Origin of the sequence: Yersinia sp. 1652 StPb PI (genome assembly GCF_041538345.1) — a bacterium.
Lineage (GTDB): Bacteria > Pseudomonadota > Gammaproteobacteria > Enterobacterales > Enterobacteriaceae > Yersinia > Yersinia enterocolitica_E.
Genome location: NZ_JAULSM010000002.1, coordinates 610,624 through 627,460 on the forward strand (window position 1 = coordinate 610,624; position 16,837 = coordinate 627,460).

Sequence of the window (16,837 nt, forward strand, 5' to 3'; positions counted from 1 at the left end):
CATCTTATTGCATTTTTACTTTCATGTTTTTATTTATTTTATCGTGGTTATAGCCATCGGTAATGACGTGAGCCGTTGATGGTATTCCATCAGCGTATTCTTTAAATATGGTGTCTAAATAAAGGTTTTTTAATATGTCTAATTTTAAGAAAAGTGCATTGATTATTGCGTTGGCATCTTCTGCTTTCATTTCCCAAGCATTTGCTGCAGATGAAGGTAATGGCCGTATTCATTTTACCGGTACTGTTATTAATGCACCATGCTCTATCGCGCCGAACTCTACTGATATCAGCGTAGATATGGGTCAGGTAGCGAATAAATTACTGGAAACCGGTAATAAATATTCTCAGAACGTTCAGTACAACATTGACCTGCAAGATTGTGATCTGACTGAACAAACAGCAGGTTCAGTAACTTACCCTGCAATGTCTAAAGTTACCGTAACTTTCGGCGGCGTTTCTGATGCAACCTCTCCAGCATTGCTGGCAAACACCGGTAGCGCAGGTGGTGCAGGTATTCGTCTGATCGACACTAACGGCGCATTGCTGAAAGTGGGTGATACCGGTGCTGATGTTAATCTGGTAACTGGCCCGAATCAGATAGTATTCGCAGCTCGCGTTGAAGCAACTGGCGCACCTGTAACAACCGGTACTATCGTGTCCCAGGCTACTTACGCGCTGAACTATAAATAAAATTATCCTTCGTACTTGGCGTTGCAGCAGCATTAGCGGCACTTGTTTGCTGCTTTGCTGAAACACCAATTACTTTGGGTCATACCCTGCTTATTTGACGTTACAGCGGCGTATGTAGCTTCAATTTAAGGGGAGGAGACTCCCCTTTATTAATACTTTGCCATAAGACAGTGATTTATTTATGCAATATAAATCTAGAAGAAAAGAAATGATCTTTCGAATGGTGCAAATATTAACATTGGCAGGTTTAAGTTTATTATTGCCTGGAATGGCTGCAGCAGTAGAGTTTAATACCAATATTATCGATGCAAAAGATCGCAGTAATATCGATCTGTCTCGTTTTGAGGTTGATGATTATACCCCTCCGGGTGATTATCTGCTTGATGTCCTGATTAATGGCCGGCTGTTACCTGAGCGCTACCTGGTACCCTATTTACCTGTCGATGATGGGAAATTAACTAAATTATGCCTGTCACCAGATTTAGTTGATCTGCTGGGGTTAGCTCCGGCTGTGCGTGAGTCGCTGACATTATGGAATGATGGCAAGTGTGTCTCTATTGATCAAAAAGAAGAGATTACGGCAAATTACGATAAAGAAAAACAATATTTAATTATCTCTATTCCACAAGCATGGTTAGCTTACAGTGATCCTAATTGGGTGCCGCCTTCTCAATGGGATGATGGTATTCCTGGCGCTATATTGGATTACAACCTGTTTGGTAATCGCTATGCGCCGAAAAGTGGTAGTAGTAGCACTAATTTTAGCAGCTACGGAACTGCGGGCGCCAATATGGGGCCATGGCGTATCCGTGCTGATTACCAATATATCAATAATGAAACAGAAGGCTCGCACTACAGTAATTTTGACTGGTCACAAGTGTATGCATTTCGGGCTATCCCAGCGATAGGGGCTAAATTTATTGGTGGTCAAACCTATCTCAGCTCCAGTATTTTCGATTCATTTCGTTTTCTGGGGGCATCACTTTCCAGTGATGAGCGGATGTTGCCACCGACACTGCGTGGCTATGCACCGCAAGTGATCGGCATTGCTCGCACCAATGCCAGAGTCATTCTGAGCCAGAATGGCCGTACCCTTTACCAAACCAACGTTGCTCCGGGGCCGTTTGTTATTCAGGATATTAGTGAGGCGGTACAGGGCAATATTGATGTCCGCGTGGAAGAGGAAGATGGTCGTGTAACCACTTTCCAGGTTAGCGCCGCAACCGTACCATTTTTAACCCGCAAAGGCGCCATCCGCTATAAAACGGCTTTGGGCCGTCCGATGCAGGGCAGCAATAACGCGGTGAGTGATCCGACTTTCTTTAATGGTGAGTTTTCATGGGGGGCATTTAATGATGTTTCCTTGTATGGCGGAGTGATTGCGACGTCACAGGACTACACCGCGATAGCCATGGGTGCTGGGCAAAACTTACATGATTTCGGCGCGCTGTCTGTCGATGTTACACATTCCCGCTCTCAGTTACCGCATGAAGGGAAGCAGAGTGGTGAAAGCTACCGGGTTAACTATTCCAAGCGTTTTGACCAGACTAATAGCCAGATTACCTTTGCCGGATACCGTTTTTCCGAAAAGAACTTTATGAGCATGAGCCAGTATTTGGATCGGCTAAATGGCAATAATTATCTACAAAATGATAAGCAAACATACACCGTGACCGCGAACCAATATTTGGCCTGGCCGGATATCACTATGTACTTATCTGCTACCCATAAAACTTACTGGAATGATGTATCCAGTAATAATTACGGTGTTTCTGTCAGCAAAATTTTTGATATTGGCTCTTTTAAAGGCATTTCGACGACAATCTCTGCCAATAAAGTGAAATACCAGTATGAAAGCGAAAATCAGGTGTTCTTCTCATTCAGCGTCCCGATTGGTGTTGGGCAGCAGGTCAGTTATGACGCGCAACGTGATAAGAACAACGGCTACTCGCAGAATATCTCCTATTTCAACAGCCAGGACCCGAGGAATATCTGGCGTGTCAGCGCCGGGGGCGCCAGCCCTGAAATACAGCAAGGCAATGGCGTGTTCCGTGGCGGCTATCAGCATAGCTCCCCTTATGGTGAGTTTGGTGTTGATGCCAGCCATAAAAATAATGAATATAACTCGTTGAATACCAACTGGTATGGCTCGATAACCGCGACTGCGAAGGGTGTTTCAGCTCACCAGAATAAATCGGGTAATGAGCCAAGAATAATGATTGATACCGGCGATGTTTCAGGTGTGTCATTGAATAATAATTCGGCGATTACCAATCGGTTTGGTGTGGCAGTGGTAAATGGCGTTACCAGTTATCAGCAGTCAGACGTTCGGGTTGATGTGCAAAGCCTGCCGGAAGATATTGAAGTCTATAGTACTGTTATTCAAAAAACCCTCACCGAAGGTGCTATTGGTTACCGTGAAATTAGGGCAGTAAAAGGTCAGCAAATTATGGCCATAATCCGCCTCAATGACGGTAGTTTCCCACCACTTGGGTCATCGGTTATTGCTGATAAAACCGGAGCTGAGGTAGGTATTTTAGGCGAAAGTGGCTTGGCCTATTTGGCTGGCTTAGAAGATGCCGGGAAACTGACGGTTCAGTGGGGCAAAAAGCAGTGCAAGATAGTATTGCCGGAAAATAACGGCATGAGTTCAGGGAAAATTCTACTTCCTTGTCAGTAGGTTAGGCAGCAATATGGAAAAATATTAATTAAAATAGTTTATTGACCGAAAACTATTATTGACCGTAAATTATTTTTTACCCAAAACTGTTGCTTACTTAAAGTAGTTATTCACAGCATAACGATCTAATTTAGAGCGGAACAGAAAATGAAAGACCTTAATAACATGATACTGGTTAGGAAGAACCAGCAGATAAATAATGCCATAGTAGGGATTGCCTTATTGCTTACCACTATGGTCAGTGAGGCGGCGATTAATCTTGACCGGACACGGATTATCTTCAACAGCAGCGATAAATCAGCCAGTGTTATTTTGCAAAATCAGAGTAAAACATCACCTTATTTAGCACAATCATGGTTAGAAAATGCCGCTGGCCAGAAAGTAGATAACCCATTGGTTGCTTTGCCGCCAATGCAGCGGATTAATGCCGGCCAAAAAAGTCAGGTGCGCATTATGAAACTGCCTGATGCTGATAAATTAGCTACAGATCGCGAGACGCTATTCTATTTCAACGTGCGGGAAGTGCCACCAAAAAGTGAAATGACCAACGTGGTACAAATTGCGATTCAAAATAGAGTGAAGCTATTTTACCGCCCTACGGCGATAAAAGCAGATTATAACGAGATCTGGCAGGAAAAATTACAGATTAGTAAGCAAGGTGAAAGCCTGAAAATTCATAACCCGACACCGTATTACATCACGTTAGGGTATTTAAGCCAGGATAATCGCGGTAATTTCCCCGGTTTCGATAGCCTAATGATCGCGCCTTTTGGTACTGAGATTGCCAAGACGCCAGGTTATAGTGGCAGTCGTTATAGCATTGGTTATATGGATGATTTTGGTGGCATGGTCATCCGTATTTTTAACTGCTCGGCTGTTGATTGCCAAATTCAACCTGCGGAAAAGAAAAAGTAATGCGCGCAGCCTTCCGGTACCGGTAAAGGAATGACAATGACTCATGCTATGTTAAATAAAATGGGCCGGATGGGTGGCTCGGTAGTTATTTTATTGGTGACGCTGCTGTTATCGCAGGCGGCCTATGCCCTTGATTGTGTTGAAAAGGGAACCGGTATTGTGATTAAACCTGCAATACCTATCGGGCAATTAGCGATACCATCGAACGTTGCGGCAGGGACGAAAGTCTGGGAATCGAACGATATTACTGTTACAGCCTATTGCGATAACGTATTAGGCTCGACGATTGACCAAGTGTGGTTCTATTTTAACCCGCTACATCAATCGTTGGGGCAGGGGTTGCAATTAGGTGTCAGTTATAATGGGCAGGATTTAGAAACTAACGCGGCCCGTTTAAATACCAATTCCTCTCCGATAGCTAAAGGGCAAAATGTTACCGTTACGGTGACTTTCCGGCTATATATTAAAGTGACCGGTAACCCACCTTCGAGCGGTTATTATGTGGGTGCAGATAACTTCACGGTATTCCAACTTGATGGTTCAACTGGGCTGAATCTGACCCCTGGGGCAAAGAACTTGCGTTATGCCCTATCAGGGTTAACGGGAGTACGGTTTATTGCCTGCGGTGCGGACTTGGTGGTATATCCAGAATCACAAATCGTGAATTTTGGCGTATTCAATAAAGCGCTACTACAAAATAGCGGCAATAATATTAGTCAGCCGTTTTCCATTACCGCAGTCAAACAAGGTTGCTTGTCCAATTTTTCTATTCAGGCGCAGTTCTCAACCACGAATCCGTTAGTGGGTGATAATGCCATTGATATGCAAAACGGCACAAAATTGACGATTTATAATGATGCCAGTCAGGCGATTGTATATAACCGTTATAACGAGTTCGCGCAGTTGAACGATGTGACTCAGGTGACAAAAAATTATACTGCCAGCCTGAATGCTATTGCCGGGCAATCAGTGAAATTAGGTCAATTTGATGCCACAGCCATCGTGAAAATCAACTATTACTAATACGCTCAGGGCTGAGGGATATTACTCGCCAGCCCTGAGGTATTATTTACTCACATAACGGCAGTAATTGCTGATAGAGCTTTTTGAAGATTGTCCGTTGAGCAGTGTAATAGTGATGGCGATCGGTATCAGGTAAATGGGTTTGTTCCAATATCAGTTCAGGTAATAAGTCTGCTAATGGCGTTTCTGGGTTCAGTGCAATTTGAGCCAACCGGGCTGCGCCCAACGCTGGGCCGATATCCCCCCCGGTACGATATTCCAGCGTTTGGCCACTGATATCAGCCAACATTTGCCGCCAATAGGCACTGCGAGCCCCCCCGCCAATCAATGTGACTGATGTCGGCTGCAATCCGCTGGCATGCACCGCGTCCATCCCATCAGCTAAAGCAAATCCCACCCCTTCTAACACCGCACGGGCTAAATCTGCCCTGCCATGTTGGTGGGTAAAGCCCCAGAATGCCCCTTTAGCATTGGGGTTATTATGGGGCGTCCGTTCGCCAGAAAGGTAGGGCAAGAACCATACCGGGGTAGCCGCTGGCGGTGCTTTCTCCACTTCTGCTATCAGTGCAGGAACATTATCGACGCCGGTGAGTTGGCAAGCCCAGTCAAGACAGGATGCGGCACTTAGCATCACTGACATCAGGTGCCAGGTATTTGGTAATGCATGGCAAAAACTATGAACTGCGCTGGCGGGGTTGCTGAGAAAGCCGTCACTGACGGCAAAATAGACGCCGGAGGTACCCAGCGACAACATCGCCTGTCCGGTCTGATACAGACCAACACCAATAGCACCGGCAGCATTATCACCACCTCCGGCCACTACCGGTATGGTGTTGATACCCCAGCGATGGGCAATAGCTGTACTGACATGGCCGGTAATCTGGCTGCCTTCAAACAGTGCTGGCATGTGCTGGCGGTGTAAACCGCAGGCGGCCAGCATCTCATCACTCCAGTCACGCTGCGCGACATCCAGCCACATAGTACCGGCGGCATCGGACATATCGCTGGCGAAATCACCACTGATCAGAAAGCGAAGATAATCTTTTGGTAACAGTACCTTATCAATACGACTAAAAATATCTGGCTCATGCTCAGCCAGCCATTTCAGTTTTGGTGCGGTAAACCCGGGCATCATCAGATTACCTGTAATCTGGCGCGACTCGGGTACTGCTTGCTCCAGTGCCTGACATTGGGCGAAACTGCGGCCATCATTCCATAGAATGGCTGGGCGCAGCACCTGATGTTGTTTATCCAGTAAGGTTGCGCCGTGCATTTGCCCGGTTAACCCAAGGGCTTTTACCTGCTGCAAATCATGTGCTGCGGCCAGAGCCTGCATGGCCTGATCGGTTGCCTGCCACCAGTCAGCCGGGTTTTGTTCCGACCACAACGGGCGTGGGCGCGAGACGGATAAAGCGGCACTTTGGCTCGCAACTACTTGCCCGTTTTCGGCCAGTAGAATTGCTTTGACGCCGGAGGTGCCCAAGTCGATGCCAAGGTACATATACCTTCCTTATAGGTGAGATTGGGGCAGCGGGTGCCCCATCTTAAACATCAGCCGAATAAATAGCGGTTAACCAGATTTTCTAACTGCTCCTGATGACCACTCTGATGTTGCGGGTTCAGGTTATGCTGTTCGGCATAGCGTGCCAGCTCTTCCAGCGACAGTTTACCTTGCAGAATTTGCTGACCCATCTCAGTATTCCAACCGGCATAGCGCTTGGCAACGCGTTGATCCAACTGACCATCTTCAATCATTTTGGCGGCAACTTTCAGTGCCAGCGCCATGGTATCCATCGCCCCAATATGGCCATAGAACAGGTCATATTTATCGGTACTTTGGCGGCGTACTTTTGCATCAAAGTTCAGCCCACCGGTAGTAAAACCACCCGCTTTGAGGATCTCAAACATCACCAATGCATTCTCTTCTACACTGTTTGGAAACTGATCGGTATCCCAGCCCAACTGTGGATCACCACGGTTAGCATCTACTGAACCGAAAATACCTAAGGCAATAGCACTGGCGATTTCGTGATGGAACGAGTGGCCCGCCAATGTGGCATGGTTGGCCTCAATATTCACTTTAATCTCTTTTTCCAGCCCAAACTGCTTGAGGAAGCCATAAACGGTAGCCACGTCATAGTCGTACTGATGCTTGGTGGGCTCCTGTGGCTTAGGTTCAATTAATAGCGTGCCCTGGAAACCGGTTTTATGTTTGTGCTCCACCACCATCTGCATAAAGCGGCCAATCTGCTCGCGTTCCTGGCGCAAATCGGTGTTTAACAGTGTTTCGTAGCCCTCACGCCCGCCCCATAACACATAGTTTTCACCGCCGAGTTTTTTGGTGGCATTCATGGCAGTAAAGACTTGAGTTGCAGCCCAACTAAAGACTTCTGGATCAGGGTTAGTGGCTGCCCCTGCGCCATAGCGTGGATGGGTAAAGCAGTTAGCTGTACCCCATAATAATTTTACGCCGCTGCTCTCTTGTTTCTCGGCCAATACCTCGGTCATTACGGCAAAATTATTAAGATACTCTTTCATTGACGCGCCTTCTGGCGAGACATCGATATCATGGAAGCAGTAATAAGGCACATTCAGTTTATGAAAGAATTCAAATGCGACATCGGCTTTGCGTTTTGCCAGAGCCAGTGCATCCCCCGGATGCTGCCACGGGCGATCAAAGGCATTGCTGCCAAACATATCGGCCCCGCTCCAGCAGAAGGTATGCCAATAACAGGCCGCAAACCGGAGGTGGTCGGCCATTCGCTTGCCAAGAATAATTTCATCCGGGTTGTAGTGATGAAATGCCAGCGGGTTAGCGCTCTGGCTGCCTTCGTAACGCACTTGTTCTAATTCATCAAAATAAGATTGCATGCAATACTCCTTGGAAGCTGGCCCCGCTTTTGCCGGGCTAATGAGCTTTTATCTTCAGAGTTGTTAGCGATTCTCTCAATTACGTTATTTCACACTTAAATTCAGAGAATTATTAATTGTGGTGTAGATCTCATAAATAACCGCTTAATTATAAAAAATGCTTAGATATTCATTACACGGATAACATCCCGTAATGGAATTATGCATTTTATGAGGAAGAAAACATGATCGTTATCATAAAATTAACATTAAACCAAAAAACATAATTGGCGGATGAAAATCTGTAATTGCCGATGTGCAAATAAGCGTCAACAATCCCTATTGCAGTCGATGTTTACCGTTTCTCTTACCCTGCTTGCACAATAAGAAAGGTACCGAAAGATGAAATTTAAGAACATTTTACTCTCCGCATGTGCCGCTCTGGTGATGATTAGCCAGCCCGGATTTAGTAAAGAAATTAAAATCGGTATGGCGATAGATGATCTCCGCCTGGAACGTTGGCAGAAAGACCGCGACATTTTTGTTAACAAAGCTGAATCACTTGGCGCTAAAGTATTTGTGCAATCTGCAAATGGCAATGAAGAAACACAGATGTCGCAAATAGAAAATATGATTAATCGCGGCGTTGATGTGTTAGTTATTATTCCCTATAACGGTCAAGTATTAAGTAACGTTATCGCCGAGGCTAAACGGGAAGGGATAAAGGTATTAGCGTATGATCGTATGATAAATAACGCTGATATTGATTTTTATATCTCATTTGATAATGAAAAAGTGGGTGAGTTGCAGGCGAAAAGCCTGGTTGAGCGGGTGCCGCAAGGCAATTACTTCCTGATGGGGGGGTCACCCGTCGACAACAATGCCAAGTTGTTCCGCCAAGGGCAAATGACAGTGCTTAATCCACTGATAAAAGAGGGGAAAATAAAAATTGTCGGTGATCAGTGGGTTGATGCCTGGTTACCAGAAAATGCCTTGAAAATTATGGAGAATGCACTCACTGCCAACAATAACAAGATTGATGCTGTGGTGGCATCCAATGATGCAACTGCTGGCGGGGCAATTCAGGCGTTAGCCGCACAAGGGTTGGCAGGGAAGGTAGCTATTTCCGGTCAGGATGCTGATTTGGCTGCAATAAAACGAATTGTTGCGGGTACGCAAACCATGACCGTATATAAACCAATCAGTAAATTAGCCAATGATGCGGCAGAAATTGCAGTCACCCTGGGTAAAGGTGAGGAACCAAAAGCCAACAGTAAATTAAATAATGGTATAAAAGATGTTCCTGCTTATTTATTAACACCGATTCAAGTTGATAAAAGCAATATTGATAGCACTATCATAGCCGACGGATTCCACAAAAAAGCAGATATTTATTGATTGGCATATTGCTGATTAGACTTTGTAATAAACGGCCAGTTATTTAATTTATTAACATGGCCGTTATTTAATGTAGCCGCAATGCTATAAAATCAGCAGTATTAAGGAGGGGTTATGCCCTACCTGCTAGAAATGAAAAATATTACTAAGCAATTCGGTGTGGTTAAAGCCGTAGATAATATCAGCCTGACATTAGAGGCCGGACAAGTATTATCGTTATGCGGTGAAAACGGCTCGGGAAAATCCACACTAATGAAAGTGTTATGTGGTATTTATTCCACCGGTTCTTATCAGGGAGAAATATTTTTTTCAGGCGAAATATTACAGGCCAAAAATATTCGTGAAACAGAGCAAAAGGGCATTGCGATAATTCATCAGGAACTGGCGTTAGTGAAACAGATGTCGGTGCTGGAAAACATGTTCCTCGGTTCCGAATGGGGGCGCTTCGGCATTATGGATTACGATGCCATGTATTTACGCTGCCAGCGGATGTTGGCACAGGTCAAACTGGTCGTCGATCCTCACACCCCCGTCGGTGAGTTGGGCCTTGGGCAGCAACAGCTCGTTGAAATTGCGAAAGCGCTGAATAAACAAGTGCGGCTACTGGTATTAGATGAACCGACCGCCTCACTGACTGAAAGTGAAACCGCTATTTTGCTGGATATTATCCGTGACCTGCGAAACCACGGTATTGCCTGTATCTATATCTCGCATAAATTGAATGAAGTCAAAGCGATATCCGATCATATCTGTGTGATCCGCGATGGTCGTCATATTGGTACCCGCCCGGCGGCGACCATGAGCGAAGATGACATTATCGCTATGATGGTAGGCCGCGAACTGAAAGAGCTTTACCCCCATGAAGCCCACCATATTGGCAAAGAAATTCTACGGGTGGAAAATCTCTGCGCCTGGCATCCGGTCAACCGCCATATTCGCCGGGTCGATGAGGTCTCTTTCGTGTTGAAACGTGGCGAGATTCTAGGTGTTGCCGGGCTGGTAGGCTCAGGTCGAACTGAAACAGTGCAATGTCTGTTCGGCGTCTATCCGGGCCGTTGGCAGGGAGATATTTTTATTGATGGTAAACCGGTGGTCATCAACACGTGTCAGCAGGCAATGAAACTGGGCATTGCGATGGTGCCAGAAGATCGCAAAAAAGACGGCATCGTACCGGTGATGGGGGTGGGCGCGAATATCACACTGGCGGCCTTGGATGATTTTACCGGTGCTTTTAGCATGCTGGATGATGCCAAAGAACAATCCACCATTGCGCAGTCTCTGGCGCGGTTAAAGGTCAAAACCTCTTCATCAGAGCTGGCGATTGCCCGCCTTAGCGGTGGTAATCAGCAAAAAGCGATTCTGGCTAAATGCCTGTTACTGAACCCGAAAATTTTGATTCTCGATGAGCCAACTCGTGGTATAGACATCGGCGCAAAATATGAAATCTATAAACTTATCAATCAATTGGTCCAGCAGGGAATTGCGGTCATTGTGATTTCCTCTGAATTGCCGGAGGTTTTGGGATTAAGTGATCGGGTGTTGGTCATGCATCAGGGGCGCATCAAAGCTGATCTCATTAACCATAACCTGACCCAAGAAAAGGTCATGGAAGCCGCACTCAGGAGTGAAACCCATGTCGCAAGCTAATCAGTCTGAGCTGAATACACCAGAAAATGGCGTTAAAAAGCCACTATTTCGGCTAAAATCAGTTAATTTGCAAGTTTTTGTCATGTTGGCCGCTATTGCCATTATTATGCTGTTTTTCACTTTTACCACTGAAGGGGCCTATCTCAGCGCCAGAAATATCTCGAATCTTCTGCGCCAAACGGCGATCACTGGCATCTTGGCGGTGGGGATGGTGTTTGTCATTATCTCAGCGGAAATTGATCTGTCGGTCGGTTCGATGATGGGGTTGCTGGGCGGTGTGGCCGCGATTTTTGATGTGTGGCTTGGCTGGCCGTTGCCGTTAACCATTGTGGTTACGCTAGGCTTGGGGCTGGTGCTGGGGGCATGGAACGGTTGGTGGGTTGCCTATCGCAAAGTTCCTTCATTTATTGTCACCCTTGCCGGAATGCTGGCTTTCCGTGGCATCTTAATCGGTATCACCAACGGCACCACGGTATCGCCAACCAGTAATGCGATGTCACAAATCGGTCAAAGCTACCTGCCTAATGGATTCGGTTTTGGTATCGGGGCGATTGGCCTGATGTTGTTTGTGGCCTGGCAATGGCGTCGGCGTAGTCACCGTATTCGGCTGGGTTTGCCGGTTGCGGCACCCCAGGGAGATGTTACTCGCCAATCAATTACTGCTGTAATAGTTCTTGGGGCTATATATTTATTGAATGATTATCGTGGTGTCCCTACCCCGGTATTAATTCTTACGGCGCTGATGCTGGCCGGTATATTTATGGCTACCCGGACTGCTTTTGGTCGCCGGATCTACGCCATTGGCGGCAATATCGATGCAGCCCGTTTATCTGGGGTCAACGTAGAACGCACCAAACTGGCGGTATTTGCTATCAATGGATTGATGGTGGCAATAGCCGGTCTGATTCTTAGCTCCCGCCTGGGGGCGGGTTCACCTTCTGCGGGTAATATTGCCGAATTGGATGCCATCGCAGCTTGTGTGATTGGTGGTACCAGCCTTGCAGGGGGTATCGGCAGTGTTGCTGGTGCCGTGATGGGCGCATTTATTATGGCTTCTCTCGACAATGGGATGAGCATGCTGGATGTGCCGACTTTCTGGCAGTACATTGTCAAAGGTGCGATTTTGTTGCTGGCTGTATGGATGGATTCCGCGACCAAACGCCGGGTTTAACCCTATCTTTTTGCAGAGAGATCAATGCCATACTGCGTTGATCTCTCTGCTTATTGAGTCTTGATATCCCACCTATTTCAGGAGCCATTCCCATGTTTGAGAAACGCTACCGGATAACCTTGCTGTTTAACGCTAACAAAGTATACGACCGGCAAGTGGTGGAAGGGGTCGGTGAGTATTTGCAAGCTTCACAATGTGATTGGGATATTTTTATTGAAGAGGATTTTCGTTGCCGTATCGATAACATTCGAGATTGGCTGGGTGACGGTGTTATTGCCGATTTTGATGATCGGCAGATAGAGCAATTACTGGCGAATGTAGATGTTCCGATTATTGGCGTGGGGGGTTCTTATCATCAACCGGCAGATTATCCGCCGGTCGATTATATTGCGACGGATAATGCAGCGCTGGTTGAGGCTGCTTTTATGCACTTGAAAGAAAAGGGTTTAAATCGTTTTGCTTTCTACGGACTGCCTGCCAGCAGTGATAAGCGCTGGGCGCAGGAGCGAGAATATGCTTTCCGACAGTTAGTGGCGGCGGAGCAATACCAAGGGGTGGTTTATCAAGGAATGGCTACCGCGCCGGCTAACTGGCAATACACCCAGAACCGCCTGGCGGACTGGGTGCAGACCTTACCACACCAGACCGGGATTATTGCTGTGACGGATGCGCGAGCGCGACATTTGCTCCAAGTGTGCGAGCATCTGGATATTGCGGTACCCGAGAAGCTGAGTGTTATTGGTATTGATAATGAAGAGTTAACCCGCTATTTATCGAGGGTGGCACTCTCTTCGGTGGTGCAGGGAACCCGGCAGATGGGCTATCGGGCAGCTAAGTTGTTGCATCAACGCCTTAATCAGCGTCAGAAACAACAAGAGACAGCGCCATTACAGCGCATTCTGGTGCCACCGGTTAAAGTCATGGCCCGCCGCTCAACCGATTTCCGCTCGCTACGTGATCCGGCAGTGATTCAGGCGATGCATTATATTCGCCATCATGCTTGTAAGGGGATTAAGGTCGAGCAGGTATTAGATGCGGTAGGAATGTCGCGCTCAAATCTGGAAAAGCGCTTTAAGGATGACATTGGGCAGACCATTCATGGCGTAATTCATGAAGAAAAGCTTGATCGGGCGCGTAACTTATTGGCTGCCACTTCCTTGCCTATCAATGAAATATCGCAAATGTGCGGCTATCCATCGCTACAATACTTCTATTCGGTATTCAAAAAAGGCTATTCCATTACCCCGAAAGAACACCGCGATAAATATGGCGAAGTGAGCTATTAACTGATTCGGTACTCTCAATAATGTCTCATCCCACTCTTACTTGAGGGGATTATTCATCATGTTTATTGAATGGCTAGCACCATACAATAAACAAGCTATAATCACCGCCTTACACCATTCTTCCAAATGGAAGATCATCGTCCCCGGTGGGGCGGCTGGACTTCAAATCCAGATGGGGCCGCCAGCGGTCCCTGGCAGGTTCGACTCCTGTGATCTTCCGCCAAAGCCTATCTCCCGCTTTCTCTCTCTGGAAATAAATCCTTTTATAATCCAATGTTTACAACGAGAATAGTCTGTCTGAATCTACCGTGGCCTACTGGTTTCTACCCTATGCAGGGGGCATAATTGGGGGCATAAAAATACTGGCGCATGAAATACCGCTATGGCGGTAAAGAGAAGCGCATTGCTTTTGGGGTTTATCCCCATGTATCGCTGGCCGATGCACGTCAAAAACGTGAAGTGGCGAAGAAGCTTTTAGCATCCGGAAGAGATCCCGGAGAGACTAAAAAAGCAGAGAAATTGGCACAAAAAATGGCTATGGAAAATAGCTTTGAATCAATAGCACGAGAATGGCATAAAAATAAAGCCGATCGCTGGTCATTGCGTTATCGCGAAGAAATTATCGATACCTTTGAAAAAGATATTTTCCCCTTTATTGGCCGTCGCCCAATAGCTGATATTAAACCAATGGAATTGCTGGAAACTCTCAAACGCATGGAAAAGCGTGGCGCATTGGAGAAAATGCGTAAAGTACGCCAGCGCTGCGGGGAAGTATTTCGCTATGCCATTATTACCGGACGCGCGGAATATAATCCGGCACCGGATTTAGCCGGTGCTTTGCAAACCCATAAGAAACAGCATTTACCTTTCCTCACCGCTCCAGAGTTACCTTATTTTTTACGAGACTTAGCGGGCTATACCGGCAGCATAATTACTAAAACTGCCACTCGGATTATTATGTTGACCGGTGTTCGCACCCAAGAACTACGTTTTGCCCGCTGGCAGGATCTCGATCTCGATAAAGGCTTATGGCATATCCCCCCTGAGCACATGAAAATGAAACGCCCCCACGTTGTACCCCTTTCTATTCAAGTCATTACCGCGTTTAAGCAACTCCACCCGCTGACCCATCATTATCCGCTGGTATTTATTGGCCGTAATGACCACCGCAAACCCATCAGTAAAGAGAGCATCAATCAGGTGATTGAACTGCTGGGTTATAAAGGGCGGTTAACCCTAAATGCAAAAAGGCATCGTGAGATGCCTTTAAAAATCACTCCATCTCACTTCATTTGAGCACTTAACGTACTAATCTCTTGATAGTTAACCGGATATAGGTGCTCATTTATAATCTTGCTTTTTTAAAGTAACTCATTGTTTTAAATTAAAAACAATCTATAATAATAATTAGGTTACCTATGAGTGCTTAAAGGAGGCAATCATGATTTTGAAGCAAAAACTGTTGCGCTCCGTCGCCAACCGGAAAGGTATTGTTGTACTGCGTTCGGAGCTGGAACACCTGGGTAGCAAATCGCAAGTTAGCAAAGCATTGTCTGAACTCGTTAAAGAGGGCGTATTAATTCGGGTTAGCCTTGGCGTGTATGCAAAAACTCGATTTAACCGATTTGCGGGGAAAAGGACGGTGGCCGCACCATTTGAAACTGTTGTGGAAGAAACGTTCAAAAAACTCAACGTGAAAGTCACTCAGGGCAAGGCCTTAGAGGATTATAACGCGGGAAGAACGACACAGATCCCAATGCAGCTTCAAGTCAGAACTCCAGGAAGGAAAATATCCAGAAACATCACTGTTTCGGGTAAAAATGTAAAATATGAAAAAACTTACGGATGAGCAAATTGCTGATATTCAGGATGCGGAAGCTGCGGGCCTGCTAAATGGCCTGCCAGCATTCGTCGCTGAAAAAGATGTGCATGTAACAGATGCATTACGTATATTAGCTAACTTGAATGTAGTGCATGAGGCACAGTTAAAAGGATTTGACCCTAGAAGTAAAAAAGTACCTGTTGAGCCAGTAAATATAGAGCTTCCTGTCCGATTAGTGTTTGCTGGCGGTACTTGCTTATCGAAAGCTTATAATTTGATTAGTCGGATGTCAGAAGATATTGATATAAAAGTCATTCTTCCAGAGGTTCCGAACACCTATAAATTAAAAAATGAATGCTCATCTGATAAAGCAAGACTGAAAGATATTCATCAAAAACTGACAACAAAGCTAGCAGAACTAGGTTTCTACCTTACTGATAAAGAAGGTGAAAACCCTGAAATCAATGATAAACACCGTCATTATAATGTCGATTTAAGCTATCAAGGGAATTTCAGTAGCGGTGTTTCTAACCCTCAGCGTAGCTGTATAAAAGTAGAATTAATAAATCGCCCCATCAATTTACCTACTGAGAAGTTAAAGATTAATTATCTTTATCAACAATTAGTAAATGGTAAAAGCTACCCTGATTTTGATATCGAATGTATCAACATATCCGAGACTCTGGCCGAAAAGGTCTTATCTCTTCTAAGACGATTTGCAATGTATTGTGCTGGCGTGAAGCAAGCCGAATTTGATGAGGCGCTAGTACGGCATATTTATGATGTATGACGCATATACACAATAAAACCCAAAGCGATTAATGCTGCTGCTAGTATGTTCGGGCACTCAGTAAAAACTGATATGGAAGAATATTCACAGCAATTTCAGGCATTCGTTGATGACCCGTATAGTGTCCTGAGTAAAAGTCTTGATGTCATAAAAAATACTAAAGATGGGCAGGGTAAATGGTTGAACCATTTATACATAACGAGGCTTAGCCCACTGGTTTATTCGCAGGAACCACACTCCTATGAAGAGGCGTTGGCAAGTTTTGTCGAGGTAGCTAACCACTTACTCCGGGCCTTAGCTGAAAAGTGAATATATAGATGTTCACTAGGCGGCTATCAGACGAATTAATTGGAAATACACTCAGAAAAACATTCATCAGCCATATGGTTATGGTATCAACATAAAGTAATCGCGTGTCGAAAAATACCTTAAAAATGTACCTGAAAGTTATCCTCTTACGGGCCACCAGCAGCAGCGGCCCGTTTCAATTCAGCGCCCTAGCCATCAAGCAAAAGTATTTGGGGGCATAATTGGGGGCACATCTCAGGCGCGGGATTTTAAAA

Annotated in this window: 12 protein-coding genes, 1 tRNA gene and 1 pseudogene; 12 read left to right on the plus strand and 2 right to left on the minus strand. The window is 45.8% G+C overall.

From position 1 onward, the window contains the following. Window positions 1-134: 134 nt before the first annotated feature. From Q2T71_RS19360 to Q2T71_RS19375, 4 genes are all read left to right on the plus strand, one after another. Window positions 135-692, plus strand: a complete 558-nt coding sequence (locus tag Q2T71_RS19360) for a fimbrial protein (RefSeq protein ID WP_083161443.1) — start codon at window positions 135-137, stop codon at window positions 690-692. A 220-nt stretch (window positions 693-912) separates the two neighbouring features. Continuing rightward, on the plus strand, window positions 913-3,372 hold the full coding sequence (locus tag Q2T71_RS19365; protein WP_372560237.1) for a fimbria/pilus outer membrane usher protein: 2,460 nt from the start codon (window positions 913-915) through the stop codon (window positions 3,370-3,372). Between the two features lie 147 nt (window positions 3,373-3,519). Next, window positions 3,520-4,287, plus strand: coding sequence for a molecular chaperone (locus tag Q2T71_RS19370; protein WP_372560238.1), 768 nt, complete (start codon window positions 3,520-3,522; stop codon window positions 4,285-4,287). Between the two features lie 36 nt (window positions 4,288-4,323). After that, the gene (locus Q2T71_RS19375) at window positions 4,324-5,310 is read left to right on the plus strand and encodes a fimbrial protein (RefSeq protein WP_372560239.1); all 987 of its coding nucleotides are present in this window, start codon (window positions 4,324-4,326) and stop codon (window positions 5,308-5,310) included. A gap of 46 nt (window positions 5,311-5,356) precedes the next feature. Here the strand turns inward: Q2T71_RS19375 and xylB are convergent, their stop codons facing one another. After that, window positions 5,357-6,811, minus strand: a complete 1,455-nt coding sequence (xylB, locus tag Q2T71_RS19380) for a xylulokinase (RefSeq protein WP_372560240.1) — start codon at window positions 6,809-6,811, stop codon at window positions 5,357-5,359. A gap of 50 nt (window positions 6,812-6,861) precedes the next feature. Further along, window positions 6,862-8,181, minus strand: a complete 1,320-nt coding sequence (xylA, locus tag Q2T71_RS19385) for a xylose isomerase (RefSeq protein ID WP_372560241.1) — start codon at window positions 8,179-8,181, stop codon at window positions 6,862-6,864. A gap of 381 nt (window positions 8,182-8,562) precedes the next feature. Between xylA and xylF the strand changes: the two genes are divergently transcribed. The 8 genes and pseudogenes from xylF (at window position 8,563) to Q2T71_RS19425 (ending at window position 16,274) form a co-directional block, all read left to right on the plus strand. After that, window positions 8,563-9,558: a D-xylose ABC transporter substrate-binding protein gene (xylF, locus tag Q2T71_RS19390; RefSeq protein ID WP_372560242.1), complete on the plus strand. Its 996-nt coding sequence runs from the start codon at window positions 8,563-8,565 to the stop codon at window positions 9,556-9,558. A 114-nt stretch (window positions 9,559-9,672) separates the two neighbouring features. Continuing rightward, the gene (locus tag Q2T71_RS19395; RefSeq protein WP_372560243.1) at window positions 9,673-11,205 is read left to right on the plus strand and encodes a xylose ABC transporter ATP-binding protein; all 1,533 of its coding nucleotides are present in this window, start codon (window positions 9,673-9,675) and stop codon (window positions 11,203-11,205) included. Next, window positions 11,192-12,376 (plus strand): xylose ABC transporter permease XylH, encoded by a 1,185-nt coding sequence (xylH, locus tag Q2T71_RS19400; protein ID WP_083161431.1) that lies wholly within the window; start codon window positions 11,192-11,194, stop codon window positions 12,374-12,376. Before Q2T71_RS19395 ends, xylH begins: the two co-directional genes overlap by 14 nt. 92 nt (window positions 12,377-12,468) lie before the next feature. Then, window positions 12,469-13,662 carry a D-xylose utilization transcriptional activator XylR gene (xylR, locus tag Q2T71_RS19405; RefSeq protein ID WP_083161429.1) on the plus strand — a complete coding sequence of 398 codons (1,194 nt, stop codon included), beginning with the start codon at window positions 12,469-12,471 and terminating at the stop codon, window positions 13,660-13,662. 128 nt (window positions 13,663-13,790) lie between these two features. Further along, window positions 13,791-13,885, plus strand: a tRNA-Sec gene (locus Q2T71_RS19410). 134 nt (window positions 13,886-14,019) lie between these two features. Then, window positions 14,020-14,916: pseudogene (locus tag Q2T71_RS19415) on the plus strand (tyrosine-type recombinase/integrase); the annotation flags it as partial. A gap of 187 nt (window positions 14,917-15,103) precedes the next feature. Next, a complete protein-coding gene (locus Q2T71_RS19420; protein WP_025381884.1) occupies window positions 15,104-15,511 on the plus strand; it encodes a DUF6088 family protein in 408 nt (135 codons plus the stop codon). Then, a complete protein-coding gene (locus Q2T71_RS19425; RefSeq protein ID WP_372560244.1) occupies window positions 15,492-16,274 on the plus strand; it encodes a nucleotidyl transferase AbiEii/AbiGii toxin family protein in 783 nt (260 codons plus the stop codon). Before Q2T71_RS19420 ends, Q2T71_RS19425 begins: the two co-directional genes overlap by 20 nt. The last annotated feature ends 563 nt before the right edge of the window (window positions 16,275-16,837 follow it).

What these genes read in the sequence shown, in the direction of transcription:
- xylB (WP_372560240.1), bottom strand. Translation starts at nt 6,811, where the DNA reads ATGTACCTTGGCATCGACTTGGGCACCTCCGGCGTCAAAGCAATTCTA.
- xylA (WP_372560241.1), bottom strand. Translation starts at nt 8,181, where the DNA reads ATGCAATCTTATTTTGATGAATTAGAACAAGTGCGTTACGAAGGCAGC.
- Q2T71_RS19365 (WP_372560237.1), top strand. Translation starts at nt 913, where the DNA reads ATGGTGCAAATATTAACATTGGCAGGTTTAAGTTTATTATTGCCTGGA.
- xylH (WP_083161431.1), top strand. Translation starts at nt 11,192, where the DNA reads ATGTCGCAAGCTAATCAGTCTGAGCTGAATACACCAGAAAATGGCGTT.
- Q2T71_RS19420 (WP_025381884.1), top strand. Translation starts at nt 15,104, where the DNA reads ATGATTTTGAAGCAAAAACTGTTGCGCTCCGTCGCCAACCGGAAAGGT.
- Q2T71_RS19425 (WP_372560244.1), top strand. Translation starts at nt 15,492, where the DNA reads ATGAAAAAACTTACGGATGAGCAAATTGCTGATATTCAGGATGCGGAA.
- xylF (WP_372560242.1), top strand. Translation starts at nt 8,563, where the DNA reads ATGAAATTTAAGAACATTTTACTCTCCGCATGTGCCGCTCTGGTGATG.
- Q2T71_RS19395 (WP_372560243.1), top strand. Translation starts at nt 9,673, where the DNA reads ATGCCCTACCTGCTAGAAATGAAAAATATTACTAAGCAATTCGGTGTG.
- xylR (WP_083161429.1), top strand. Translation starts at nt 12,469, where the DNA reads ATGTTTGAGAAACGCTACCGGATAACCTTGCTGTTTAACGCTAACAAA.
- Q2T71_RS19370 (WP_372560238.1), top strand. Translation starts at nt 3,520, where the DNA reads ATGAAAGACCTTAATAACATGATACTGGTTAGGAAGAACCAGCAGATA.
- Q2T71_RS19360 (WP_083161443.1), top strand. Translation starts at nt 135, where the DNA reads ATGTCTAATTTTAAGAAAAGTGCATTGATTATTGCGTTGGCATCTTCT.
- Q2T71_RS19375 (WP_372560239.1), top strand. Translation starts at nt 4,324, where the DNA reads ATGACTCATGCTATGTTAAATAAAATGGGCCGGATGGGTGGCTCGGTA.